Annotated in this window: 20 protein-coding genes, 1 tRNA gene, 1 other RNA gene and 1 pseudogene; 12 read left to right on the top strand and 11 right to left on the bottom strand. The window is 66.7% G+C overall.

Going from position 1 to position 25,909, the window contains the following annotated elements; translation table 11 throughout:
- The first annotated feature begins 125 nt into the window (after positions 1-125).
- Positions 126-512 (top strand): hypothetical protein, encoded by a 387-nt coding sequence (locus QE394_RS06205; protein ID WP_349034070.1) that lies wholly within the window; start codon positions 126-128, stop codon positions 510-512.
- Here QE394_RS06205 and QE394_RS06210 read toward each other — a convergent pair.
- Positions 509-2,020, bottom strand: coding sequence for a helix-turn-helix domain-containing protein (locus QE394_RS06210; RefSeq protein ID WP_349034071.1), 1,512 nt, complete (start codon positions 2,018-2,020; stop codon positions 509-511). The two genes, QE394_RS06205 and QE394_RS06210, sit on opposite strands and share 4 nt — an antisense overlap.
- A 148-nt stretch (positions 2,021-2,168) precedes the next feature.
- Here QE394_RS06210 and aceA point away from each other — a divergent pair, with 148 nt between their 5' ends.
- Both aceA and aceB read left to right on the top strand, forming a co-directional pair.
- Positions 2,169-3,485 (top strand): isocitrate lyase, encoded by a 1,317-nt coding sequence (gene aceA / locus QE394_RS06215; protein WP_056076797.1) that lies wholly within the window; start codon positions 2,169-2,171, stop codon positions 3,483-3,485.
- A 96-nt stretch (positions 3,486-3,581) separates the two neighbouring features.
- On the top strand, positions 3,582-5,234 hold the full coding sequence (gene aceB, locus QE394_RS06220; RefSeq protein ID WP_349034072.1) for a malate synthase A: 1,653 nt from the start codon (positions 3,582-3,584) through the stop codon (positions 5,232-5,234).
- Between the two features lie 237 nt (positions 5,235-5,471).
- Here the strand turns inward: aceB and QE394_RS06225 are convergent, their stop codons facing one another.
- On the bottom strand, positions 5,472-6,668 hold the full coding sequence (locus QE394_RS06225) for an MFS transporter (protein WP_056076800.1): 1,197 nt from the start codon (positions 6,666-6,668) through the stop codon (positions 5,472-5,474).
- A 147-nt stretch (positions 6,669-6,815) separates the two neighbouring features.
- Here QE394_RS06225 and QE394_RS06230 point away from each other — a divergent pair, with 147 nt between their 5' ends.
- Both QE394_RS06230 and QE394_RS06235 read left to right on the top strand, forming a co-directional pair.
- On the top strand, positions 6,816-7,775 hold the full coding sequence (locus QE394_RS06230; RefSeq protein WP_349034073.1) for a D-2-hydroxyacid dehydrogenase family protein: 960 nt from the start codon (positions 6,816-6,818) through the stop codon (positions 7,773-7,775).
- Between the two features lie 14 nt (positions 7,776-7,789).
- Positions 7,790-8,323 (top strand): GNAT family N-acetyltransferase, encoded by a 534-nt coding sequence (locus tag QE394_RS06235; RefSeq protein WP_349034074.1) that lies wholly within the window; start codon positions 7,790-7,792, stop codon positions 8,321-8,323.
- 4 nt (positions 8,324-8,327) lie between these two features.
- On the opposite strand, the gene QE394_RS06240 is transcribed toward QE394_RS06235, so the two are convergent.
- Both QE394_RS06240 and QE394_RS06245 read right to left on the bottom strand, forming a co-directional pair.
- On the bottom strand, positions 8,328-10,508 hold the full coding sequence (locus tag QE394_RS06240) for a glycogen debranching N-terminal domain-containing protein (protein WP_349034075.1): 2,181 nt from the start codon (positions 10,506-10,508) through the stop codon (positions 8,328-8,330).
- Between the two features lie 59 nt (positions 10,509-10,567).
- Positions 10,568-11,629, bottom strand: coding sequence for a glycosyltransferase family 4 protein (locus tag QE394_RS06245; protein ID WP_349034076.1), 1,062 nt, complete (start codon positions 11,627-11,629; stop codon positions 10,568-10,570).
- A gap of 217 nt (positions 11,630-11,846) precedes the next feature.
- On the opposite strand from QE394_RS06245, the gene QE394_RS06250 reads away from it, so the two are divergent.
- Both QE394_RS06250 and QE394_RS06255 read left to right on the top strand, forming a co-directional pair.
- Positions 11,847-12,545 carry a DsbA family oxidoreductase gene (locus tag QE394_RS06250; RefSeq protein ID WP_349034077.1) on the top strand — a complete coding sequence of 233 codons (699 nt, stop codon included), beginning with the start codon at positions 11,847-11,849 and terminating at the stop codon, positions 12,543-12,545.
- A 56-nt stretch (positions 12,546-12,601) separates the two neighbouring features.
- Positions 12,602-13,252 (top strand): TetR/AcrR family transcriptional regulator, encoded by a 651-nt coding sequence (locus tag QE394_RS06255; RefSeq protein ID WP_056076809.1) that lies wholly within the window; start codon positions 12,602-12,604, stop codon positions 13,250-13,252.
- A gap of 66 nt (positions 13,253-13,318) precedes the next feature.
- Here QE394_RS06255 and QE394_RS06260 read toward each other — a convergent pair whose 3' ends face one another.
- A complete protein-coding gene (locus QE394_RS06260; protein ID WP_349034078.1) occupies positions 13,319-13,996 on the bottom strand; it encodes a LytR C-terminal domain-containing protein in 678 nt (225 codons plus the stop codon).
- Positions 13,989-14,288: a type II toxin-antitoxin system VapB family antitoxin gene (locus QE394_RS06265; RefSeq protein WP_171908923.1), complete on the bottom strand. Its 300-nt coding sequence runs from the start codon at positions 14,286-14,288 to the stop codon at positions 13,989-13,991. Before QE394_RS06265 ends, QE394_RS06260 begins: the two co-directional genes overlap by 8 nt.
- 147 nt (positions 14,289-14,435) lie before the next feature.
- On the opposite strand from QE394_RS06265, the gene QE394_RS06270 reads away from it, so the two are divergent.
- Entirely contained in the window at positions 14,436-15,365 is a 930-nt protein-coding gene (locus QE394_RS06270; protein ID WP_056076813.1) for a hypothetical protein, read from the top strand.
- Between the two features lie 107 nt (positions 15,366-15,472).
- Positions 15,473-17,110, top strand: coding sequence for a stealth family protein (locus QE394_RS06275; protein ID WP_056076815.1), 1,638 nt, complete (start codon positions 15,473-15,475; stop codon positions 17,108-17,110).
- 56 nt (positions 17,111-17,166) lie between these two features.
- On the opposite strand, the gene QE394_RS06280 is transcribed toward QE394_RS06275, so the two are convergent.
- The 4 genes and pseudogenes from QE394_RS06280 to QE394_RS06295 all read right to left on the bottom strand — a co-directional run.
- A complete protein-coding gene (locus QE394_RS06280) occupies positions 17,167-18,096 on the bottom strand; it encodes a phosphodiesterase (RefSeq protein WP_056076818.1) in 930 nt (309 codons plus the stop codon).
- A gap of 164 nt (positions 18,097-18,260) precedes the next feature.
- Positions 18,261-18,773: a glutathione peroxidase gene (locus QE394_RS06285; RefSeq protein WP_056076820.1), complete on the bottom strand. Its 513-nt coding sequence runs from the start codon at positions 18,771-18,773 to the stop codon at positions 18,261-18,263.
- 66 nt (positions 18,774-18,839) lie between these two features.
- Entirely contained in the window at positions 18,840-19,517 is a 678-nt protein-coding gene (locus QE394_RS06290) for a hypothetical protein (protein ID WP_349035445.1), read from the bottom strand.
- Positions 19,518-19,630: 113 nt separating this feature from the next.
- Positions 19,631-20,452 (bottom strand): annotated as a pseudogene (locus QE394_RS06295) (M23 family metallopeptidase); the annotation flags it as partial.
- Positions 20,453-20,615: 163 nt separating this feature from the next.
- On the opposite strand from QE394_RS06295, the gene QE394_RS06300 reads away from it, so the two are divergent.
- On the top strand, positions 20,616-21,536 hold the full coding sequence (locus tag QE394_RS06300) for an oxygenase MpaB family protein (RefSeq protein WP_261619960.1): 921 nt from the start codon (positions 20,616-20,618) through the stop codon (positions 21,534-21,536).
- Positions 21,537-21,617: 81 nt separating this feature from the next.
- Here QE394_RS06300 and QE394_RS06305 read toward each other — a convergent pair.
- A tRNA-Ser gene (locus QE394_RS06305) sits at positions 21,618-21,705 on the bottom strand.
- A 425-nt stretch (positions 21,706-22,130) separates the two neighbouring features.
- Here QE394_RS06305 and ffs point away from each other — a divergent pair.
- Together ffs and QE394_RS06315 are read left to right on the top strand one after the other, a co-directional pair.
- An RNA gene (gene ffs, locus QE394_RS06310) (signal recognition particle sRNA small type) lies at positions 22,131-22,227 on the top strand.
- A gap of 51 nt (positions 22,228-22,278) precedes the next feature.
- Complete coding sequence (locus QE394_RS06315; RefSeq protein ID WP_349034079.1) at positions 22,279-25,893, top strand: DNA polymerase III subunit gamma and tau; 3,615 nt, start codon at positions 22,279-22,281, stop codon at positions 25,891-25,893.
- The last annotated feature ends 16 nt before the right edge of the window (positions 25,894-25,909 follow it).

Raw genomic sequence — 25,909 nt, forward strand, 5'->3', positions numbered from 1 at the left:
GATCTGTGGGCAGGAATCAGCGCCGGCGGGCGGCACAAACCAAGTCTCAAAGGAACCAGCCTGGAGACCCTTTCAAGGCCGCCATTCCCAGGGTGACTAGCCCGGCACCCGGAAATATCCGGGAGTTGGAATCCCTGGCTCCGGCCTTCATCTGTTGGTATGTCCAGCATCCATTCCGCACAGATGTCGAAGAAGTGCTGGCGAGCCTGATTCTCTTCTTCCGCTTCTACCCCGAAATTGGTGAGAACCGTTCCATCACTGCCCTCAAACCGGCTGAGGTGGCTGAAAGATTGGCCGCCCTCATTATCCATACCGTCCATGACGGCGTCGTGGCCACCTATTCACTGATGCTTTTCCTGCACTTCCTCCACGATTCCGGCCAGTGGTCCGGTAACCCGGAATCGTATCGGACTGTGCAGGGCATCCTGTTGGAAATCATCAGTTTGGACATGCGCGCGACACCCAACGGGGCGCCGACGGCTGCCGTCGTCGCGGCTGCCCACGCTGATTAGCTCCCCGAGTGGGCCTGCAGGAAGCTGTACACCTCGGTCTCGTCGACGCCGGGGAAAGCGCCGGGCGGCATGGCCGCCAGCAGGTGCGAATGGGCCCGCGCAGAGGGCCAGGCGTTCCCGGCCCACTCCGAAGTCAGGGCTGCCGGCGGACGCTTGCAGCAGTTCGGGTCGGGACAATTGGAAGTGGCCCGGGCTGTCGTCTCACGCCCGCGGAACCATTTCACGTGCTGGTAGGGCACCCCGATGCTGAGCGAGAACTCACCCGTGGCCGACCGCTCGGTCCGCGCGGTGCACCAGTACGTACCCGACGGCGTGTCCGTGTACTGGCTATAGGCGCTGAACTTGTCCGGAACGTCGAACACGGCACGGGATGTCCAGGCCTTGCACGACGGCTGCCCTTCAATGGCGCCGGTGTGGTCCTGGGGGAAGTTCACGCCATCGTTCTCGTAGGCCTTGTAGATGATCCCGCTCTGGTGCGTCTTCTGGAAATGCGTGGTGATACCCAGGTGCCTGGTGGCCAGGTTGGTGAACCGGTGCGCCGCGGTCTCGTAGGAAACGGCGAACGCATCCCGGATGTCCTCCACCGCGATTTCCTTGGCGGCTTTGGCGTTTTGCAGAAATTCCACGGTGGCCTGCTCGGGAAGAAGCAGCGCCGCGGCGAAATAGTTGGTCGCCACCCGCTGGGCCAGGAAGTCGCCATAGTTGCGGGGCGTTTCGTGGCCCAGAACGTAGTGTCCCAGCGCCTGGAGCAGCACGGACCGGGGGTCGTGGTCCTGCCGCTGGCTTTGGGTCAGGTAAATTCTGCGGTTCTTCAAATCGGTCACGGACCGGGTGGAATGCGGCAAATCGCCCACGTGGTACAGGGCGAATCCAAGGTGCGCGGCGATGTCCGCGATGACGTGCTGGCTCAGCGGGCCGGCGGTGTAGCCCACCTCCTTGAGGACCTTCTGCGCTTCGGCCTCGTACTCCGGGAAGTAGTTGCCGCGCTCGCGCATCATGGCACGCAGCTCACCGTTGGCGCGCCGGGCTTCTTCCGGGGTGGCCACCTGCTCGTTCATCTTCCGCTCCAGCTCGTGCAGGAGCCCCACCTGGGCCTCGAGCACATCCAGCGGAAGCCGCGAACTGATGCGGATTTTCGGCAGGTTGAGGGATTCGTACAGCGGTCCGCGCTGGTACCGTTCCAGCTCGATTTCCAGGGCCGCCCGCCGGCTGGGCGGTTCGGCACCAAGGAGCTGGTCGATGCTGACGTTCAGTGCCGCGGCCAGGTGCTGCAGAAGGGTCAGTTTGGGCTCACGCTTGCCGTTTTCGATCAGGCTGAGCTGACTGGGGGCGGTCCCGACGGCGGCGCTCAGGCCATCGAGCGTGAGCCCGGCTTGTTTACGCAGATGGCGGACGCGGCGGCCCAGCGCAATGACATCGAGTCCCGCTGCGGCGGCTGACGGCGGCTGGGAAACGTCCCTGTTCCAACTTGAAGGCGACATTTCTGAAGAATACGTGAAGAAGTGCATTTCTTTCCATAGGTTTCATCTAGAAAGGGGGTTGAAAGTGCTGAAAAGTAGTTCACACGGAAAGAAACACCGCACCGGAAAGCCGGTGGGAACCTCAATGACGCGGTTCCCACCTACCCCATCCGGAGCTCAATCAAGGAGATCAACGATGACTGCAGCATTTGAGCCCACCTCGCAGACGCCCGACCAGCAGGCCGCCGCACTTGAGCTCGAGTGGTCCGCCAACCCCCGCTGGGAAGGTGTGACCCGGGACTACTCAGCCTCCGACGTCGTCCGCCTCCGCGGCCGCGTCACCGAAGAGCAGACGCTGGCCCGCCGCGGTGCGGAGAAGCTGTGGAAGCAGCTCACCGAAGAACACAAGACCGGCGGCTACACCAACGCCCTGGGTGCCCTCACCGGCAACCAGGCAGTGCAGCAGGTCAAGGCCGGCCTCCGCGCCATCTACCTTTCCGGTTGGCAGGTGGCCGCCGATGCCAACAATTCCGGCCACACCTACCCGGACCAGTCCCTCTACCCGGCCAACTCCGTCCCCACAGTGGTCCGCCGTATCAACAACGCCCTGCTCCGGGCGGACCAGATCGAATTCTCCGAGGGCATCCAGACCGTTGAGGACTGGCTGGTCCCGATTGTTGCCGACGCCGAAGCCGGTTTCGGCGGCCCGCTGAACGCCTACGAGCTGATGAAATCCATGATCCAGGCCGGCGCCTCCGGCGTGCACTGGGAAGACCAGCTCGCCTCCGAGAAGAAGTGCGGACACCTCGGCGGCAAGGTACTCATCCCCACCCAGCAGCACGTCCGCACCCTCAACGCGGCCCGCCTGGCGGCCGACGTCGCCGGTACCCCCACCGTCGTCATCGCCCGCACTGATGCTGAGGCAGCCACCCTGATCACCTCGGACGTGGACGAGCGGGACCAGGAGTTCATCACCGGGGAGCGCACCGCCGAGGGCTTCTACAAGGTCCGCAACGGCATCGAACCCTGCATCGCCCGGGCCAAGGCCTACGCCCCGTACTCCGACCTCATCTGGATGGAGACGGGCACCCCGGACCTGGAACTGGCCCGCAAGTTCGCCGAGTCCGTCAAGGCCGAGTTCCCGGACCAGATGCTCTCCTACAACTGCTCGCCGTCCTTCAACTGGCGCAAGCACCTGGACGACGCCACCATCGCAAAGTTCCAGCGCGAACTCGGCGCCATGGGCTTCACGTTCCAGTTCATCACCCTGGCCGGATTCCACGCCCTGAACTACTCGATGTTCGATCTTGCCCACGGCTACGCCCGGGAAGGCATGAGCGCCTACGTCGAACTCCAGGAGAAGGAATTCGCCTCCGAATCCCGCGGCTACACCGCAACCAAGCACCAGCGCGAAGTCGGCACCGGCTACTTCGACACCCTCTCCACCGCGCTCAACCCGAACGCGTCCACCCTCGCATTGGTCGGATCGACCGAAGAGGGCCAGTTCCACTAATACATCCCTCCCCAAGTAAGTAGCAGTAGGTGTCGTTTTGGAGGCTCAAAGCGACACTTACTGCTACCCAGTTGGGACCTTTCAAGGAGAACTCCCATGAACAGCTTCACCGATAGCTTCACCATCAACGGCATCACCATGACTGCCCAGCCCATATGCCGGCAGGATGAAGTGCTCACGCCGGACGCACTGGCTTTCATCGCCAAGCTGCACCGGGCCACCGCGGAACGCCGGCAGGAACTGCTTCAGGCACGAAGGACCCGACGCGCCAACATCGCCGCCGGCCAGGATCCGAGGTTCCTGCGGGAGACCGAACACATCCGCAACGACGCGTCCTGGCGGGTGGCTCCCCCGGCCCCGGGCCTGGAGGACCGCCGGGTGGAGATCACCGGCCCGGTGGATAAGAAGATGACCATCAACGCCCTGAACTCCGGCGCCAAGGTCTGGCTGGCGGACATGGAAGACTCCTCCACCCCCACATGGCGGAACGTCATCAAAGGCCAGCTGAACCTCACCGACGCCCTGGAACGCCGCATCGACTTCACCAGCGAGGAAGGCAAGGAGTACAAGCTCCGCCCGGCCGGTGAACTGCCCACCATCGTGGTCCGCCCCAGGGGCTGGCACCTGCCCGAAAAGCACATGCTCATCGACGGCACCCCGATCGCGGGCGGCATCGTGGACTTCGGCCTGTTTTTCTTCCACAACGCCCGCCGCCTGCTGGCCCAGGGCAAGGGCCCGTACTTCTACCTGCCCAAGATCGAAAACCACCTCGAAGCCCGGCTCTGGAACGACATCTTCATCCTGGCCCAGGACCTGCTCGGCATCCCGCAGGGCACCATCCGCGCCACGGTACTGATCGAAACCATCACCGCAGCCTTCGAAATGGAGGAGATCCTCTACGAACTGCGGGACCACGCCTCGGGCCTGAACGCCGGCCGCTGGGACTACATCTTCTCCATCATCAAGAACTTCCGTACCCGCGGCCCCCGCTTCGTCCTCCCGGACCGCGGCCAGGTGACCATGACCGCCCCGTTCATGCGCTCCTACACCGAGCAGCTGGTCCGGGCCTGCCACAAGCGCGGCGCCATGGCCATCGGCGGCATGGCCGCGGCCGTTCCCAACCGCAAGGACCCCGAAGCCAACGCCAACGCCTTCGAGAAGGTCCGGGCGGACAAGACCCGCGAGGCCGGGGACGGCTTCGACGGCTCCTGGGTGGCCCACCCCGATCTGGTGCCCATCTGCCGTGAAGTGTTCGACGCCGTCCTCGGCGAGCGACCCAACCAGCTCGGCAAGCTCCGCGGGGACGTCACCCCGGACGACCGCGCCCTCATCGATGTCGCCTCCCTGCACGGCACCATCACGGAGCAGGGCATCCGCAACAACATCGAAGTGGGCATCCGCTACATCGAGTCCTGGCTCCGCGGCAACGGCGCCGTGGCCATCCACAACCTGATGGAGGACGCCGCCACCGCGGAGATCTCCCGCTCCCAGCTCTGGCAGTGGATCTACGCCCGGGCCATCACCGACGATGGCGAGATCATCACGCACGAATGGGTGGAGGATCTGCTGGACGGCGAATTCGCCCGGCTGGAGCGCTTCGACGGCGACCGCTTCGAGGACGCCCGGGACATCTTCGAGGAAGTCACCCTCGCCACGGAGTTCCCGTCCTTCCTCACCCTCCCGGCCTACGCCCGCTACCTCACCGAAGCCCGCGAGAAGGCCACCGTGGAGGAGCTCGCAGCGGCCTGACCCGCAGCTGCACAGACTTCCGTCCGCCGGGCCGGCACGCCCTTCGCAACAGGCACCCCGAAATCCGGGGCGCCGGCCCGGCAACGGAACCCCTTTACACGCCCGCTCACTTGTTGGGTCATAACGCCGGACGCGCGCTCACTTCCCTCAGAAGAGTAAGCGCGCGTCCTTCGGTTAACCCATCAGGTGAGCGCGCGTCCCTGGGTGCTGACGGGATGTCCGACGGCGGCCCGCGCCTTAGCGGCCCCGCGGCACCTTGCGGACGGAGAGGGTGGTACTGACAAAGAAGGTCAGCACCGAGCCGAGGATGACCAGCAGCGCCGGCGTCCACGACTCCGAGGCGTCGTGGACAAAGCCCACCAGCGGCGGGGCAACCGCAGCGAGGCAGTAGCCCAGGCCCTGCACGGTGGCGGACATCCTGCCGGCCATGGCCTGGTTCCGGGCCAGCCGGATGATGGCGATGAAGATGATGGTGATGCCGCCGCCCTGGGCGATCCCGCCGCAGGTCGACCACAACCACCACAGCTGCGGCATCAGCAGCAGCCCGGCCGGGACGGCCGTCCACAACACGCCCAAGGTGACCGCCACCGCCGTCGTACTCATGTATTTGGCGGCGAACGGCACGCCGAGCCCGCCCACGATGGCGAGGATCTGGAAGATCGAGGACGCCGCACCGGCTTCCGCGGCAGACATGCCCAGCTCATCGTGCAGGTAGCTGGGCAGCCAGGCGGTGACGCCGTAGTAGGAGAAGGCCTGGCCGCCGAAGCCCGCCGTGAGGCCGAAGGTGATCCAGCCGGTGCCGGCCACCGGCGGGAGCTTGGCTTCGCCGGCGTCCTCGGCAGCGGAGACGATGAACGCGGTCCGCGGCCCCACTGCCAGCGTCCACACAACGATGGCGGCCACGGCCAGGAGGGCCACCGATGCCAGGGCGGCACGCCAGCCGGTCCACTCGGCCAGGGGCGCCATGGCCACGGATGTCAGGAAAGAGCCGATGTTCAGGGCAGCGGTGTAGATGCCCATGGCGGTCCCCTGCCGCGAGGGCGAGAAGTCGCGGCGGATGATCAGCGGCACGGCAATGTTGCCCACCGTGATGGCCAGGCCAATGATAACGGTCCCCGCCACTACCAGGGCGGGTCCGCCGGCGGACCGCACCAGGACTCCCGCCAGGACGCCCAGGATGGTGAGGCTGACGGCAAACTCGGCGCCGAACTTCCTCGCGGCCAGGGACGCCAGCGGCGAAGCGAGCGAGAAGCAGAGCACGGGAATGCTGGTCAGCAGTCCCAGCACCACCGGGGAGAAATGCAGTTCTGCCTGCATGGGACCCACCACCGGCGCGACGGCCACGAACGGCCCGCGCAGGTTCAGGGCCAGCAGGCCAATGCAGGCGAGCAGGATCCAGCTGCCGGGAATTCGGGAAAGCAGCCGGCCGGTCACGGGGCGGAAAAGGGGAAAGGGAAGTCACTCATCACCTTCATTGCTATCACGCCGCGCAGGCCCACAAACTGTGCAAGGCACCGCGTGACGCCCAGGCTTAGGATGAACCTGCCCCCACAAGGACACCGCGAAGGACAGGACACCGCCATGCCGCACCGCCTTGCCATCCTCGACGACTACCAGGACGTGGCCCATGGCTACGCCGACTGGGCGGCCCTGGATGCAGAGGGGGTCAAAGTTTCCACGTTCCGCGAACCCTTCGCCTCGCAGGATGCGCTGGTCTCGGCGCTCGCCGGCTCCACCATCGTGATCGCCATGCGGGAACGGACCGCCTTCCCGCGCGAAGTGTTCGAGAAACTGCCCGCCCTCGAACTGCTGGTGACCACGGGGATGGCCAACGCGTCCATCGACGTCGCCGCAGCCGCGGACCACGGCGTCACGGTCTGCGGAACACCCGGTTCGCCCGCGGCAGCCCCGGAGCTGACTTGGGCGCTGCTGCTGGCCATCGCACGGCACCTGCCGGCCGAGGAAGCCTCGCTGCGGGCCGGCTCCTGGCAGAAAACCGTAGGGGTGGAGCTGGCAGGCAAGACCCTGGGCGTGGTGGGGCTGGGCAAGATCGGGCGCCGGATTGCCGGCTACGGCCAAGCCTTCGGCATGGACGTGGTGGCGTGGAGCCAGAACCTCACAGCCGAAGCCGCGGCGGAGGCCGGGGTGCGGCTGGTATCGAAGGAGGAGCTGTTCCGCGCGTCCGACATCGCCACCCTCCACCTGCGGCTCTCCCCTCGCTCGGAGAACACCGTGGGTGAGCAGGAGCTGCGGCTGCTGGGCCCCGAAGGCATCCTGGTCAACACCGCCCGCGGCCCCCTCGTGGACCAGGAAGCGCTGGTCCGGGCACTGAACGAAGGCTGGATCCGCGGCGCCGCCCTGGACGTTTTCGACCGGGAACCGTTGCAGGCCGGCCACCCGCTGCTGGCGGCCCCCAACACCGTCCTGTCACCGCACCTCGGCTACGTCACGCAGGAGAGCTACCGGCAGTTCTACGGCGGCGCCTTCGAGGACGTCACCGCCTGGCTGGCAGGCTCCCCCATCCGCACCATCACCCCCTGACCCCGGAGTAACCCATGAGCCACACCATCCGCCGCGCCACCATGGCCGACGCCGGCGCGCTGGCTGAGCTGGCGGCCGTCACCTTTCCGCTGGCCTGCCCGCCGTCGTCGTCGCCGGAGGATATCGCGGCGCACCTGGCAAACACGCTCAGCGAAGACCACTTCCGGGGCTACCTCGCCGATCCGGACATCACCATCCTGGTGCTGGACAGCGGCGACCGGCTTAACGGGTACAGCCTGCTGGTGGACCGGCCGGCGTCGGACCCGGACGTTGCCTCGGCCCTGACACTCACGCCGTCGGTGGAGCTCAGCAAGTGCTATGTGCATCCCGAACACCACGGACTGGGTGCCGCCGCCGAACTGATGCATGCCAGTGTGCAGGCCGCCGGTGCGGCTGGCCGGGCCGGGATCTGGCTGGGCGTCAACAGCCAGAATGCCCGCGCCATCCGCTTCTACGGGAAGTCCGGGTTCCAGAAGGTGGGCACCAAGTCTTTCCGGCTGGGCAGCACCGTGGAACACGACTTCGTCCTCGAACGCGCCTTGCCGTAGCTGCTTACGTGCCGGGCTGGTTCAGGCCGGCATGGTCTGAGGCGGCCTCCGGGCTTCCGGGCGGATACGCCAGCGGCGGGCGCGGCTGGGCCAGGAGCTTCAGGCCCGGGGGAAGTCCGTCAATGGTGCCGCTGGTGCCGGTGGCGGTGATGGTGACCCGGGAAGAGTCCAGCAGGACGTTTTCGGCCCGGAAGGTGCCCACGGTGTCCGGGAGGATCGGTGCCAGGTGCACTACCCCGCGGGTAAAGACAGGGTCGAAGCGGAGGAGGATCCGCGCCAGCTGGACAGGCGCCGCGGCAGCCCACGCCTGCGGCGAACATGCGGTGGGGTACGGCACGGGGCCGGGGAACTCACCGCGGTCGAAGCCACAAAAGAGTTCGGGCAGCCGGTTGTCGAAGTGTTCGGCTGCTTCGAAGACCCCCAGGGCCACCCGTCTTGCCTCGTCCACGAACCCGTAGCGCATCAGGCCTGTGGCCACCATGGCCGTATCGTGCGGCCAGACGGACCCGTTGTGGTAGCTGACCGGGTTGTAGGCGCCCATGTCCGAGGCGAGCGTGCGGATGCCCCACCCAGTGAACATTTGCGGGGACATCAGGTGCTCCATGACGGACTGCGCTTTGTCCCGGTCCACGATGCCTGAGAAGAGGCAGTGGCCGATGTTGGAGGTCAGGGCGTCCACCGGGCGCTTGTCCTTGTCCAGCGCGACGGCGAAATAGCCTTTGTCCGGCAGCCAGAACTTTTTGTTGAACTCCTCTTTGAAGGCCGCTGCCTTTTCAGCCCAGTGGTGTTCCAGTTCCGGGTCCCCGTCCCAGTGCGCCAGCAGGGAGCGGCCCAGATAGGCCGAGTAGACGTAGGCCTGCACTTCGCAGAGGGCGATGGGCGGTTCGGCGATGTTCCCGTCGGCGAAGTTGATGCCGTCCCACGAATCTTTCCAGCCCTGGTTGACCAGCCCGTGGTTGTTGGGGCGCAGGTATTCCACGAAACCGTCACCGTCGCGGTCGCCGTACTTCTCAATCCATTCCAGGGCCCGGTCCGCGTGGCTGAGCAGTGGCTGGATCACGTCCTTGGACAGTCCCCATCGGCTCAGTTCTCCGAGGACGGCCACGAACAGCGGGGTGGCGTCGGCGGTGCCGTAGTAGGCCGTGCCGCCGAGGGACAATCCGGCGGTGACCCCCAGCCGGACCTCGTGCGGGATGCGGCCGGGTTCCTCCTCGGAGTCGTTGTCCACCTTCTTGCCCTGGATGCCGGCCAGGGTCTGCAGTGTGCCAAGGGCAAGGTTGGGGTTGACCATCAGGCTCATGTAGGAGGTCAGCAGCGAGTCCCTGCCGAACAGCGCCATGAACCAGGGCGCCCCGGCGGCGACGGCCGCCCGGTCCGGATGGTGGGGGTCGAAGATGCGCAGTGCACCCAAGTCGCTTTGGCTGCGGTTGAGCAGGTCCTGGAGGCTGGCGTCTTCGATCCTGATCCGCGGTACGCCTTCTTCCCAGTCCAGGTGCCGGCGCACGCCTTCGCGGTGGTGCGGCAGTTGCCCCTCGCGGAAGGGCTGGTCCGGTGCTTCGCCGTTGACCAGGGGCACCACGATGATGCTGGTGGCCCACTTTCCCCGCGCCGGAACGGTGATGCGGAAGCGCAGGCCTTCGGTGCTGACCTCGGCATCCCTGGCGCCAACGGCGGTTCCGCGCTGCTGGCCGTGCCGCAAGGCCTCGATGATGAGCTTGCCGTCCCTGACGGTCCGGGTGGTGTCGTCGTTCCCCGTGGAGCGGCTGCCCTTGACCTCGAACAGGTCTGCCTGGTCCGCCTCCACCAGCAGCTCAATTTCGCAGTCCACCGGCTCGGATGCATAGTTTTCCAGCGTGATGTCGTCCTGCATGCCGGGACCGATGTGCCGCACCTGGCGGACCACCAGCGGGCTGTCGAACCTGCCGCCGGGCCATTTGGCCCGGCCCACGAACGTCGCTTTGAAGGGCTGCGGCCGCTGGGCTGTCAGGGGCTCACGCAGGGCCCCATTGACGCGGAGCATCCACCGCGAAACGATGCGGGTGTCCTGGAAGAACGCACCGTTCGTGCCGCCGTCGGAGGGGATGTCCCCGCTTCCGGACGAGATGCAGAAGGAGGATCCTTCCAGGACGGTGACCGATCCGGAATCGGACACGGATGCTTCGTTATCGGCGTTCCAGGCGGTCATCAGGGACTCCCCTCTCAAGCGACGAGGTGCTGCCCGAAAATCCGGGAAGCACCGTTGCCCTATCGATTCTGGTCCACCGGGACGGCATGCGGAACCCCCGCCGGAGGCCGCCTTTCAATCAGTTCGGCATATAGGCGCAGGTGGTCCGCCACCATCCGCTCTGCACTGAAGCGCCCCTGCACCGCGCTGCGGCACACCGCCCTGTCCAGGCCTGCGGCGGCCGGAATGAAGTCCGCCAACTGTTCGGTGGCGCCCAGGAAGCCCGTTCGCCCGTGCTCCACAATCTCCTCCGCGGCTCCCACAGCGGTTCCAACCACCGGCGTTCCGGTGGCGAGGGCCTCGATCATGACCAGGCCGAAGGGCTCGGCCCATTGGATGGGGTTAAGGAATGCCACCGCTTCCCCCATCAGGCGGTATTTGGTCGCGTCATCCACCTCCCCCATAAAGTCCTCGTTGGAGCCCAGCATGGGTTCAACCACATCCCGGAAATAGCGCACCTCCTCCGGTTCCCGCATCTTCACCGCGATCTTCAGGCGCATCCCCACCTCACGGGCGATGCTGATGGCTTCCAGCAGGCCCTTGTCCGGGCAGGACCGGCCCACGAAGCACAGGTAACCGCCTCCTCCCGTTCCCACCGGAACCGCCGCGAGGTCCATACCGTGGTGAATCACCCGGGTGACGGGTACGCCGGGAGCATGCGAGGCCTGGTCCCGGGAGATGGCGATCACCGCCCCTGCCCGGGCTATGGCGCGATAGATGTCGGCCGCCCTGGCATGCAGGGGTCCGTGGATGGTGGTCACCACCGGAATCCCTCCGGGCCGGTGCATGTAGAGGGGTCCGGCAAGGGTGTGGTCATGGATGATGTCCACGTCCGCCAGCCCCTCATAGGCCCTGACCACGTGGCTGAGCTCCGACAGGCTGGTGCCCATGCCCTTATAGTCCGCCGGGCGCATGCCAGGGACAAGGGGCACCGGGCAGGTACTTTCAGTGGGTGCGGCCAGGAGTACCTCGTGGCCGCGTGCGGCGAAGCCCCGGGCAAGGGTGTCCACCACCCGTTCCGTCCCGCCGTACGTTGCCGGTGGAACAGGAATCCATGGTCCTGATACCAAGCCAATCCGCATCCTGACCTCCCAGGTGAGACGGGCCGGGCTCCCCAGCGGGCCGGGCGCCACCCCGCCGCGGTACGCAATGCCGCAGTGGAATGTTTGGGTTTCCGCGGTCCATTACTGGACCTCTGTTCAGACTATTGCGCAGGATGCGGCGGCCCACAAGACCTACCGTGGGGTATCTCACACCCGGGCCCGGAATGGCGGCAGAACCACACCGGTTATGCAGTCCATGAAGATTGAGATCTGGTCCGACGTTGCCTGCCCGTGGTGTTTCATCGGCAAGCGCCGCTTCGAGGCCGCCCTGGCTGACTTCCCGCACCGCGACGCGGTTGAGGTGCAGTGGCGCAGCTACCAGCTCGATCCCGGCCTCCCCGAGCACTACGAGGGCACCGAACTTGAGTACCTCAGCACCCGCAAGGGCATGGCACCGCAGCAGGTCTCCCAGATGTTCGACCATGTGGCGGAGCAGGCCAGGGGTGAGGGCCTGGAGTACCGGTTCGACAACGTGGTGGTGGCCAACAGCTTCACTGCGCACCGCCTGATCCACCTGGCCGCCGCGCACGGCCAGCAGGACGCCGCCAAGGAGCGCCTGCTCAGCGACCACTTCGAGCATGGCAAGGACATCGGCAGCCGGGACTACCTGGCCGCGCTGGGCAGCGACCTCGAAATTCCGGACGCAGAGGTGGAAGCGCTTTTCACCACGGACAAGTACGCCGATGACGTCCGCAACGATGTCGAGGAAGGCCGTGCCCTGGGCATCAGCGGGGTGCCGTTCTTTGTCATCGACCGGAAGTTCGGCCTCTCCGGAGCGCAGCCCACCGAAACCTTCACCGCTGCCCTCAACCAGGCATGGCAGGACGCCAACCCCCTGGTTCTGGTCAACTCCGGCGACGGCGAAGCCTGCGGCCCGGATGGTTGCAGCGTCTGACCCGACTGCAGGCGGGGCACTCACCGTTTAGTGACACATCGCGGTAAAGTGTCTGTATGCCCAGGATTTCAGCGGCCACCAACGCAGCACAACGCGCCGACACCCAACGCCGCATCCTGACGGCCTTCGGCGAACTGCTCTTCTCGCACGGCCTGCCCGGGCTGACCATGACCGACGTCGCGCGGCACGCCGGCGTGGGGCGCACGGCCGTGTACAACTACTACGCGGACATCGAAGAGCTGCTGATTTCCTATGCCCTGGAGGAGACGGAAAAGTTCCTCGCGGAGCTGCGAGAGGCGCTCGGCCGGCTCGACAATCCGGTGGAGCGGCTGGCCCTGTACGTGCGCGCGCAGGTGGAGGACCTCACCCGGCGCCACCTGCCGCCCGGACCTGCCATGGGGGCGGTGCTCTCGCCGTCGTCCTTTGCCAAACTCGCCGACCATGTAGGCGAGCTGAGCGTGCTCCTGCAGGGCATTCTTCGTGACGGCATGGACCAGGGCTACCTGCCTGCCGCGGACGTGGGCCAGCAGTCGCAGCTGATCCTGGGAACCCTGTCCTCGAGCGCGGCCAGGGGCAGCGACGAGCCCGCGGAACTGGAAGCGCGGGTGGCGCGGACCGTGCGGTTCATCCAACTGGGCGCCGGGGCAAGGTTCGACGACGGCGGCCGGCCCGTCCGATTGGCACCGCTTCGCGCCGTGGCCGGCTGAGTTGCCCCATCACTTCAGGTCCCCACAAGCCGGGTTTAGCAGCCCGGGCTGATATGGCAGCGGGCGTCAGGAGGCGGGGGCTGCCGAGGGCATCACGGGCCACATGTCATCGTCCGCCACCCGCCGGCTTTCCCTGGGGCAGCTCAGCGTGCCGGGAGTCTGGTCCACCAGTTCCGGCGGCGCAAGTGCCCGGTAATCCTGCGACAGGATGACGTCCACGGTGCCGTCCGTCCGGCTGTCCTGGAAGTAGTCCGATCCCGGCAGGTTCCGCTGGACACTGAAGGCTGCGGACTGCCCGGCCGCTCCGGAGATCACTGCGGCAACCCCGCGGTAGCTGGGCTCGGTGTTGCCGACCGCGGCCACCACGAATTTGCGCGCGAGGAAATCATCCGCCACGGATTTCGCCAGCCCTGGCCTGCTGGTGGAGTTGTAGACGTTGAGGTTGACCTGTTCGTTCGGCGTGTAGTCGAACATTGCGGCCGGGCAGGCGCTGACGGTCTTCGCGGCCGGCTCCGCAGAGGGGATGCTGAACCGCCCGTTGATGATGGCAAGAGCCGTGATAATGCCCGCTGCGATCAGTCCGATCAGGAGCACCAGGACCACGGCGTGCAGCACCCGGCGCCGTACGCGGGCGGTGTCGTCGGCGTTCCGGCCGGCGTCGAACGTGGCCCGCAGCTCCTGCCCGCTGACCACATGATGTCCATGCAGGACGCTGACGTCCTGCGGCTTCTTCTTCCTAGCCATCTATCACCAGGACCCGGGCGTGGATCGCGGTGCGCTGGTGCAGGGCAGTCCGGACCGCGCGGTGCAGCCCGTCCTCCAGGTACAGGGTTCCCTGGTATTGCACCACGTGCGGGAACAGGTCGCCGAAGAATGTGGAGTCCTCCGCCAGCAGCGCTTCCAGGTCCAGGGTGCGCTTGGTGGTTACCAGTTCGTCCAGCCGGACCGGCCGCGGCGGCAGCGAGGCCCAGTCCTTGGGCGTGCTGTAACCATGGTCGGGGTAAGGGCGGCCCTCGCCCACAGCTTTGAATATCACCATGCCACCCTAGGCATCCTGCCGACGGCAGCGGAAGTATCCGGCCGTGCCGCCTTAAGGTTGTAGCCAAACGGTGACCATGTCACACGCGGTGACCTTTGCACAGCCGGAGCGGGGAGTTGACCACCCAACTGAGACAATGGATTCATGACAGCATCCGAAGCCCCCGCCATGTCCGTGACCGGAACCCGCCTGCCGTCAACCCCGCCGCTGGCCCTCCTGCTGGATGTGGACGGGCCGATAGCCAGCCCGGTCACGCGGAACGTCAGGCCGGCCATCATCGGGGACCTTGTGGCCCTTGCCGCCGCCGGCATCCCCGTCATTTTCAACACCGGCCGTTCGGATGCCTTCATCCGCGAGCAGGTCATGGAGCCGATGCTCGCTGCGGGCATCCCGGACGGCACCGTCATCCATGCGGTCTGTGAGAAGGGCGCGGTGTGGTTCAGCTATACCGCCGCGGGCCCCGGCCCGGTCCACGTTGACCGCGAGCTGGCCGTCCCTGCCGCGTACGGCGACGATATCCGCCGCCTGGTGGCCGAGGACTACAGCGCACACATGTTCTTCGACGAAACCAAGCGTGCCATGGTGTCCGTGGAGCAGCACATCGAGGTGCCCAGCGCGGACTACCTTGCCGAACAGAAACTCTTTGACGCGGACGCCATGGAGCTGATGGCCCGCCACGGCCTGGGCGTGGTGCGCCTGGACCACCACGCGCCGAATTCCGACGACGACGTGGACTACCGCGTGGACCCCACCATTATCTCCACCGACATTGAGTCGGTGCGGCTGGGCAAGGACCTGGGGGCGAGCCGGGCGGTTGAACTGCTGGCCGCCCAAGGGATCACGCCTGACGCCTGGCGGACGGTGGGTGATTCCCGGACCGATTACGCCATGGCTGACTGGCTGCACCACAACGACCATCCGGTCAAACATGTGGACGTCCGGCCCGCTGATGGCGTCCCGGAGAAACCGTACGATATCCTGACGGCCACGGACCTGGGACTCTCAGATTCGGTCATCCACGACGACGCCGGCGGCGCCTTCCTGCGCAGCTGGCGGGAGGCGCTGGGCGCCTGACGCCGGATCCTTCCCCGCGGCACCCGGTCCCGGGCGGCCCGCCACATCCCGCTTGGCGCGGGCATGCCGACGCAAGCGAAACAAGCTGTTTCCCCCGCGCGGCTATCATGCAGGTAGAAAGGCTTACTTTGACCAGCACGGAGACAACCATCACAGAAGCACCGGTCCAGGACGAGGTTTACTACGCCGGACAGCCCTCGAGCGAGGAACAGTTCCATTCCGAGGTGACCTCGGCTGAGGCTGAACAGCGGTTCAGGCTCCGCCCTGACGTGATCCGGCACAAGGGCCGCTACGCCGTCGTCAACGACAACAGGACGCCCTACCAGGCCATGGTGGAGGACCTGCTGTTCCTGCGCAACGTGCTGGCCAACGCCGGGCTGGCCTACCTTCTGGTGCGCGGCAACAACGACAGGCCCGTCATCGCGCTGGGCTGGCGGGACCGGAAGAAGCTCCGGGCCGCCCTGGTGGAGGCCTGCCGGGACGAACCTTTCTACTCCATGACCGTGGATGCCAAGAAGAAGACGTCCGTCCTGGTTGCGGACGGCGAACTCTCCTCCAACCGGCAGGCGCGCATCTTCCGCCTGTACCGGCCCCGTGTGGAACCGGTGGGCGGCTTCGAGTTCGGCGCATCCGCCGGTGTGCAGATCGAGCTGTGGTCCTTCGAGGGCGAGCAGATCATCCTGCCCATCGAAAACTCGCTGACGCGCCGCACGCTCCTGCGCCAGGACGCGGTCCGCGGAACGGTGGAACGCTACGGCCACACCTGGCCCACCATCGAGAACATGTTCGCCGACCATGCCAGCGACATCAGCTTCGACGTTGACCTGGTGTTCTCATGGGTGGACGGCAGCTCGCCCGAATACATTGCCGCCCGGCGTGCCCAGCAAAAGGATGCCGTCCTGGGCGAAGGCGACGACCACGAGGCCCGGTTCCGGCAGATCGACGAGCTCAAGTACGCGCTGCGGTCTGTCTACATGTTCGCGCCGTGGATCCGCCGCATCTTCATCGCCACGGACTCCCCCGCCCCGGCCTGGCTGGCAGAGCACCCCTCGGTGACCATCGTGCGGAGCGAGGAGTTCTTCTCCGATCCCTCGGTGCTGCCCACCCACAACTCCCAGGCCGTCGAGTGCCAACTGCACCACATCGACGGACTCTCAGAGCACTTCCTGTACTCCAACGACGACATGTTCTTCGGCCGGCCCGTCAGCCCGGACCTGTTCTTCACCCCCGGCGGCATCACGAAGTTCATTGAGGCGGAAACCAGGATTGGCCTGGGCGACAACGCTGCGGAACGCAGCGGGTTCGAGAATGCGGCACGGGTCAACCGCAAGTTGCTGTGGAACAGGTTCGGCCGGATCACCACCCGTCACCTGGAGCACACTGCCGCGCCCCTTCGCCGGAGCCTCATCAAGCAGATGGAGGAGGAGTTTCCGGAGGAGTTCCGGAAGACCGCCGCCAGCAGGTTCCGGGCGGCCGACAACATTTCGGTGACCAACTCGTTCTACCACTACTACGCGCTGCTGACCGGACGTGCCGTCACGCAGACCGCGGCCAAGGTGCGATACGTGGACACCACCATGCGGGCCGGGCTGAACTACCTGCCCAAGCTGCTGTCCAAGCGGAACATGGACTTCTTCTGCCTCAACGACGGCAGTTTCCCGGAAGTCGCAGCCGATGAACGTGCCGAACTGGTCACGGATTTCCTGGAGAAGTACTACCCCATCAAGGCGCCCTGGGAGAAGTAGCACTGCAGTGCCACAGCCCGCGCTGTGGCACTGCCGCGCGGAAAGCCACCGCAAGGTCAGCGCCTGGTGTTGGCGCCCGTCCTCGACATGGTGCGCTGCTTCGCGGTCTCCGGGATGCGTACCCCGGCGGCCTCGAGGCGCCGCGCAGTCTCGTCTGCCGTCACGTACTCGCCCACCGTCGTCGCGCTTCCCATGGGGACCACCGAGTGGACAATCGTGTGCTCGTAAACGTGCACCAGGTTGAATGCCTGGCCGCTGTCCTGGCCACGAGTGCCGCCGACCGGAACGTTGAGGTCCTGGGTGTAGCAGCTGGCGGAGGCCACCGACACCGGGATCCCGGCGAAGGTGGCAGTGGTGGAATAGTGCAGGTGCCCCGCCAGGATGGTCCGTACATCTGAATTCCGGACCACCGCAGCCAGCGACCCCTGGTCACGCAGTTCCACCAGCACCGACAAGTCCAGGACCGACGGCACGGGCGGATGGTGCAGCGCAAGGATGGTGCCGTCCGGCGCGGGCGTCTCAAGTTCCCTCGCCAGCCACTCCAGCTGGGACTCGCTCAGCTCCCCGTGGTGGTACCCCGGAACAGTGGTGTCCATGGTGATCACGCGCAGGCCGTTGATGAAGTAGCTGTTGTCCACCGGAGCGTCATCGCGGGGCTGGTCCAGCAGGCCCTCACGGAAGTTGGCACGGTTGTCATGGTTTCCCATGGCCCAGATGACCTCGGCACCGAGTTCATCGCAGGCGGGATCGACAATCGCGCGAAGCTTGGCATACGCGCCAGGCTCGCCCTTATCGGCAAGATCGCCGGTAAAAATGACGGCCTCCGGCCTCGCCCCGGACGCCTTGACCTCTTCAAAGAGCTGAGTAAGGCGGGCTTCGCTGTCAACGACGCCGTACAGGGGTTCCGGACCTCCCAACAAATGGGGATCGCTCAGGTGGAGTAGGAAGTGGCGTGGCCGGGGATGTTCGGCCTCGATGTGCTCCATTGCTACCTCTGTGGTCGGTGGGAAACGGCGCTTCCCTTGTACCCCTCAGTAATATTTATCCAATCAGACATTTGGCAAACTTTGGGCAAATCGCCGGAGCTGATGTGGAAAAAGCTAAAAGAACTGCGCTTTCTGCAGGGCAAATTCGGGAAACAGCCTACATTTCAGCCGAGTGCTTTTTCAATCGCGTCGATGACCTCCGCCGAATCCGGCTCCACGGTGGGTGCGAAGCGCGCCACCACATCGCCGTCGCGGTTCACCAGGAACTTCTCGAAGTTCCACTTCACCAGTCCCGGAAGGATCCCCGTCTTGAACTTGGTCAGCTCGGCGTAAAGCGGGTGCTGGTTCTTGCCGCGCACATCGGCCTTGGTGGTCAGCGGGAAGGAGACACCGAAGTTGCGCTCGCAGAACTCTGCGATCTCGCTGTCACTGCCCGGTTCCTGGCCTGCGAACTGATTGCAGGGGACGCCGAGGATCTCGAATCCCCGGTCGCGGAATTTGCCGTACAGGGCCTCCAGGCCCGCGTACTGCTGTGTGAAACCACAGTTCGAGGCAACGTTGACTACAAGAACCACGTTCCCCTTGAACCGGGCGAACTCGGTGCTGGTGCCATCATTCAGGGTCAGGTGAATTGGGTACAGGGGTGCCACGCGTTGCGTCCTCAGGTAGTTGTCCATGCCGGTGCTTCGTTGCCAACTGCCCACGGTACTGGTCGCGGCTGCGTGTTTCCTGTACGTCCGGGGCTATTGGTCCGGTCCATGCCCCGAGGAGGCCCGGGCTAGGGCGCCGTTGCAGGCAATTTGGCGGAGGGCAGCGGCGTTGGGGTCGGCGCGACAGTGGGGGTCACAGTGGCGGTGGAGGTCGGCACCGGGCTGGGCGTCGCGGACGACGGCGGAGGTGCAGTCGGCGTCAGGGCAGACGACGTCGGTGTGGGAGTAGGAGTGGGCGCCAGTGTGGGGACCGGCGCCGGAGGCGGTGTGGGACTTGGCACGGGCGTAGCAGTGGGCGTCGGGCTCGGCGACGGAGCGGGTGAAGGCGTGGGCGTTGGTGTTGGCGTAGGCGTAGGCGTAGGCGTCGGTGTTGGCGTAGGTGTCGGAGTGGGCCTGGGCGTTTGCGTCGGGCTGGGCGTTTGCGTCGGGCCAGGTGAGGGCGAAGGCGTCGGCGTCGGGCTGGGCGTTTGCGTCGGGACAGGTGAGGGCGAAGGCGTCGGCGTCGGGCTGGGCGTCGCTGCCGGCGGCGTCGGCGTAGGTGTAGGCGACGGTACCTGAGGCGCCCCCGGGGGCGGCAGGACTGTCCCTGTGGGTCCTGGCGTTACCGACGGGAAAGGAGACGGAGACGCCGTGGTGGGAGGCGTCGTCGTCGCCGCGGTTCCCTCCTGGCCGGCCGACGGATCCGGTCCCACCCCCAAAGGTATGGTCCACACCGTGGCCCCCGACGAAGTTCCGGTGCCAGGGGCATAGGACACCATGGGTTCGGGGGCGGGTCCTCCCAGTGCGCGAAGCGTCATCAGGCTCCAGCCCCGGGGGCTGACGTAGCGGCCGTCCATGATCGTTTCGAAGTGCAGGTGGCACCCGGTGGACCACCCGGTGGTGCCCACCCGTGCGATGGCCTGGCCAACCTGCACCTTGTCTCCCGCCCGTGCTGCAATCGACTCGAGGTGGTTGTACGTGGTGATGAGGCCGTTGCCGTGGTCGATTTCCACCCGGTTGCCACCGCCCCAAGGATGCCAGCCGGCAGCCCGAACCACGCCGGAATCGGCTGCGTAAACGGTGGTGCCGCACGGCGCCGCGTAGTCCTGGCCAAGGTGGAAATCCCCTGCCGTCCCCGTCAGCGGACTGGTACGGAACCCGAAAGGAGAGCTGGCATTCAGGAGGGCCAGCGGTGCCATCAGGAAACCTGCCGGCGGCCTGCCGATACCGGACAGTTCCATGGACACCGTGGATTGTGAGCCAGCTCCCGGGCTACCCACTTGGGGACGCGGAAAAGCTACGGCGGCCCCGGGATCCGTAAGGATTGCCGGGGACAGCAGGCCGGGACCAACCCGGCCGGACGCCTGGGCTCCCTGGGCAGGTGCAGCGGGAATACGGAAGCCGTTCTCCGCACCCGTTAACGACTTATCCGCCCCGGGTGCAGCGGCGGTCCGGACGGCCTCGGCTGAACCTGGCCACAGGCCGGTGGACGAAGCACTGAGGTTGACCAGACCGAAGGCCACCGCCAAAGCACCGGTGGCCACCAGCGTTCGCGCGGCCGGATGGCTGAAGCGCCGGGCATATCCGCCCATACCGGTTCCCCAATGCTTGCCAATTGACTGGCTCCAGAAGGTAGCCACCCGCGCTTTCTTGACGGTACATCTCATGGGACCATACGGGCGGACCGGTGTGAACCCCTAACAACACATTGCGGGGATCATGTGGAAAACCACAGGCTGGACTGGCGTGGAGCAACCAAGCCCTGGTCCCCGATCTGCCGTACATGGCAAAGTTCCTCCCACCCACCCGCAAACCGGGCAACAATGGGATATGCGGAGCTTACTTCGGAAGTGGCAAGGCGAAATCAGGAAGACGTTCACCGGAAGGTCGGATGCCCCTCCGGACTGGGCCGTTCGGCTTGAGGAGGGGAACGATGCCGGATACCACCACCCCGGTTCAGCCGTGTGGGCAGTCCACGGCTCCATGTCCCCTATCGTGGCGGGAATCCGGACACTCCTGATGCAGTCCCTCCACCCGGGGGCACTGGCGGGTGTCCACGAGCACTCGAACTTCCGGGAGGATCCGCTGGGCCGCCTTGCCCACACGATCCGCTGGATCTTCACGGTCACATATGGTTCACGGGAAGCCGCCGAAGATGCCTCGGGCAGGGTCCGCCGCCTGCATGCACCCGTGCACGGGCTCTATGACGGCAACGACGGCCAAGCCCACAGCTACAGTGCAAACGATCCCCACCTGGCCGGCTGGATCCACATCGCCTTTACGGACGCCTTCCTGGCCTCCCACAAAATCTGGGGTGGGCCTGTCCCGGGAGGCCCAGACGCTTACGTCCGTGAGTGGGCCCAGGCCGGCAGGCTGATGGGCGTCGACCGGCCGCCGCTGACGGAGGCTGACATGCGGGCCGAACTGGACCGCTGGTATGAAAGCGGCCAGCTGCGCGCGGACCATCGGGTCGCCGAGACGGTGGAGTTCATCCGAAAGGCTCCCCTGCACCCGATGCTGCGGCCTGGCTATCGTGTTCTCTTCGCCGGCGCCGTGTACAGCCTCGAGCCCCGGTACCGGGCAATGCTGGGGCTCTCTGTCCCGCGGCTGGGCCCCTTCCCGCTGCCTGTGCGGCTCGCGACCAAAGCAGTCCTCGGCGTCGTACGCCTCACGCTTGGTCCCCGTGGACCGAGTGAGATTGCGGCGCGGGCACGTTTGCTCCGGCTGGGGATGGCAGCACCGGACGCCTGAACACAGCGCCCTCCAGGGTGCCCGTATTCTGGCCAGAACATGCAAAAACCCGGCCCCACACTGTGGGACCGGGTTCCTGGTTGGCGGAGAATGGGGGATTTGAACCCCCGAGGGCGTTAACCCAACACGCGTTCCAGGCGTGCGCCATAGGCCGCTAGGCGAATTCTCCAGCTGCTCTTGAATCAAAAGCAGATACTAGATTACCTGAAGATTCGCGCATCGCCCAATTGGGCCGTTTTCAGCGTTACGTCGGCGCTTGGACGGCCGCTCCGCGGAGGCCTGCACAGGGTTCCATGCGCCCGGCTGCCCAGCCACCTAAAAGGGCCAGCAACAGAAATGGGCGCCCCCAACGCGCCCATTCCACCGGACACCGTTGAGCTGCCGGGTCCGGCCCGTTCAGCCAGGCCACGCAGCTCACAACCTTGAGATTGCCCCAATCGGTGTACATACCAATGATCGCGGCTGCCGGCGGGATTAGCAATGAAAATGCGCCCCTTTGTGCCCGCTGTTCCATCATTGGACAGGCGGGGCGGACGGAAGATGCCACGGACCGCCGCCGATTCGAGTCGGGCCCGATGTTCGGGTAAAGTATCTGACGGCCCCTCATGTGGCGTCATCCTGTTGAACTCCCCCAGGACCGGAAGGTAGCAAGGGTAGACGGGCTCTGGCGGGTGCATGGGGGGTCTTTACTATTCCCCCACAGGGCGGCAGGATGTCGGCCCGGATTGGTAGGGTTTTTCCTGTGACAGTTACTACCGCTCTCTACCGCAGATACCGTCCCGATTCCTTCGCAGACGTTATCGGGCAGGAGCATGTCACCGGACCACTGATGACGGCTTTGCGCAAAAACCGCGTCAACCATGCCTACCTGTTTTCCGGCCCAAGAGGCTGCGGCAAAACCACCTCCGCCCGCATCCTGGCCCGCTGCCTGAACTGCGCCGAGGGGCCCACCGACACTCCCTGCGGCGTGTGCCCCAGCTGTGTTGAACTGGCCCGCGGCGGCTCCGGCTCCCTCGATGTCATCGAGATTGATGCCGCCAGCCATGGCGGTGTGGATGATGCACGCGATCTCCGGGAACGCGCCACCTACGCCCCGGTCCGCGACCGCTACAAGATCTTCATCATCGACGAAGCGCACATGGTCACCTCGGCCGGCTTCAACGCCTTGCTGAAAATCGTCGAAGAGCCGCCGGAACACATCAAGTTCATCTTCGCCACCACGGAACCGGACAAGGTCATTGGCACCATCCGCTCCCGCACGCACCACTACCCTTTCCGGCTGGTACCGCCCGAGCCGCTGATGGCCTACCTGGAGCTGCTGTGCAACCAGGAGAACGTCCCGGTGGCCCCCGGCGTCCTGTCCCTGGTCATCCGCGCCGGCGGCGGGTCCGTCCGTGACTCCCTGTCCGTCCTGGACCAGCTCATGGCAGGCGCAGGGCCGAACGGGCTCGACTACGAGCTCGCCGTTGCGCTGCTCGGCTACACGCACGCCTCGCTTCTGGACGATGTGGTGGAGGCCGTTGCTGCCTCGGACGCAGCCACCGTTTTCCGCGCGGTGGACCGCGTCATCCAAACCGGGCACGACCCGCGGCGCTTCGTTGAGGACCTGCTGGAGCGTTTCCGCGACCTGATCATCGTCCAGGCGATGCCGGAGAGCGCCCAGGTCATCCTGCGCGGAATGCCGGCGGACCAAATCGCCCGGCTGCAGAACCAGGCCCACAACCTTGGCGCCGCGGAGTTGTCCCGTGCTGCCGATGTCACCAACACGGCGCTGACCGAGATGACAGGTGCCACGTCTCCGCGGCTGCACTTGGAACTGCTCTGCGCCCGGATCCTGCTGCCAAGTTCCGAACAGAATGAACGCGGCATTGCTGCGCGCATCGACCGCGTCGAGCGGCGTCTGAACTACTCCGGGAACGACGCCGGTGCTGCCGCAGGCCAGGGTGCCAGCGCCACGTTGGGTGCCGGATCGGCGCCACCAGCCCCGGCGGTTGCCCCGATTTCGGTGGCACCACTGGCTGAAACTGCCGGCGCCACCGGTGGCCAGGCTCCCGCCGCCCAGTCCCCTGCAGCCCAGTCCCCCTCTTCCCAGGGCGCAGCTGGCCGTGCTCCCGCTGAGCAGGCTCACACTGGCCAGGGCCAGGCATCGCAGGCCCCTCCAGTGCAGGACCCTGCGGCCGGGACTCCGGAGCAGGCTCCTACGGCCCCCATCCCGTCGGCCCAGCCGCAGGCTGGTCCGGATGCGCCTTCCCTCCCTGCAACAGGGGAATCTTCGCCCCGGACAACTCAAGGTGCTCCGGGTGCAGGGACCGCTGATGGCCGCCCGCCGCTGACGGCCCCGCGCGTGAGCACGAACGACTGGCCCGTGGATCAGCCTGGCAACGAGCGCCAATCGGGCGGCAGCCCCTCTCCGGTCCAGCCCGCTGCGGGCCGACCGGCGCCCGCGTCCGGACCTGCCGCTGCGAGGCAGGGTCCACAGGGCGCTCCGGAGCAGGCTCGGCCCGCTTCGTCGTCTCCAACGCAGGACGCATCCGCCCCGGCAGGCTCAGCACACACGTCGCACGGTCGCGGTGACGCCACTGCCGGCGCCGCCAGCGCTGGCAGTGCCGGACAGAACGAGCCACGCGTTACTGCGGCCCCTGGCGGCCCCGCAGGCATGGGCGACGTTGAAGTCCTTCGCCGTGCGTGGCCAGACGTGCTGCAGACCCTGTCCAAAATCAAGCGCAGCACCTGGGCCCTTGTAGAACCGAACGCCCAGGTCAGCGCCTTCGATGGCAGCGTCCTCACGCTGGCTTTCGCAACCTCCGGTCTCGCCGGTGCCTTCGGGCGGGCGGATCACTCAGACAACCTCCGCCAGGCGATCCACAAAACGGTGGGCATCGACTGCCAGATCAATGCAGTGGCGGCCGGCGCAGGCCAAGCGAGCGCTGAGCCAAACCCAAAAGCACCCGCCAGCCAGGTAGCTACGGCCAGCCAGGTGGCTACGGCCAGTCAGGTGACTCCGGCCAGCTCAGCTGACGTTGCCTGGGGCCTGGCCCCGGCGCCCGCGGCAGCACCGGCCCCGACCCCGGCACCTGCGCCTGCGCCTGCCGATGCCGGCGGACGTCCCGGGCACAACGCGCCATCGCCGCAGCCAACCCGCACCGGTTCCTCCGCCGTGGCCGCAGGGACCGGCGCAGCGCAGGCGGCCGAACATGCGGAAGACCCCAAGCCGCCGGCGTCGCAGGACCAGGCACAGGGTGCGCGGGCCGATGTCCCGGCGCCCGGCAGCCACGCTCCTGGCAGCCACGCCCTTGGCAACTCCGGCGCTGCCGGTAACGCCAGCGGGCCCGCACCGTCCGGTGCCGGCACATCCGGGAGCGCCCCGGCGCGTTCTGCCGTCAACAGTCCAGACGGCTCCGCCGCGCCTTCGGGTAGCAGCGCTGCCGCCGGAGGGGACCCCTACGCGGCCCTTGCCGGCGACTACTCCTACTCAGACGACGATTGGGGACCGCCGAGGGACGAGGACGCTCCCCCGCTGGAGGAAGAACCTCCCATGGACTGGGCTCCCTCGCCCGCGAAGGGAAGCAAACAGGCGGCAGCGCCGGCCCCTGTGTCCGCCGAGACACCCGGGCCCTCACCGGCGCCCGCATCCTCACCGGCATCAGCTCCGTCTCCCATTGGGGAAGCCCCGCAGCGGCCTTCGGGCACAGAAGACGGCGCCCACGACCCCTGGACCCGGGCTGTGGAACAGGCCCCCGGCGTCTGGGTTGTGGGGACGGAAAGCAACGTGGGAGCCGGTTCCGTGGCGGGCGGAGCCAGCGCGGAACCCGACACCCCGTCCCGGCCAGCAGGTGTCACGGCTGTGACCAGCACCCCGCACTACGAGCCCGCCACCGCCCAGGTCCCGCCGTCCCTCCCTGTTACTCCGGCGGCCGGACCCGCCCGCACCACCATGCCACCGGCGGCACCAGCGGGGGCGGCACCACCGGCAGCAGCACCGCCGGCAACGGCACCGCCAGCACCGGCCAGCCCACAACCGCAACAGGCCCGCGAGTACGCCATGGCGTCTTCCGCACCGGCATCAGCACCTTCGCCAGCCCTTGCAACCGCCCCGGCCGCTGCCACGGCCGCGGCGACACGGCAAAGCCTCTACCAAAGGCTGTCCAACAGCCCGGAAGCCGAAGCCGGACGGGCCAAGGCTCCCGCACGGGCGGCAGCGGCGGCGGCCACTTATGTGCAGGACATTCCCAGCGCGGACGACGAAACCATCGAGGAGTCCGGCGTCTTCGGACGCGCTGCGGTGGAGCGTATTCTGGGCGGAAAGCTGATCGAAGAACGCTCGCCGGACGGCAGCCCCATAGCCCCGCGCTACTGACGGCCGCCGGTCCGTC

It is taken from the genome of Pseudarthrobacter sp. SORGH_AS 212, from assembly GCF_030818145.1.
Taxonomy (GTDB): Bacteria; Actinomycetota; Actinomycetes; order Actinomycetales; family Micrococcaceae; genus Arthrobacter.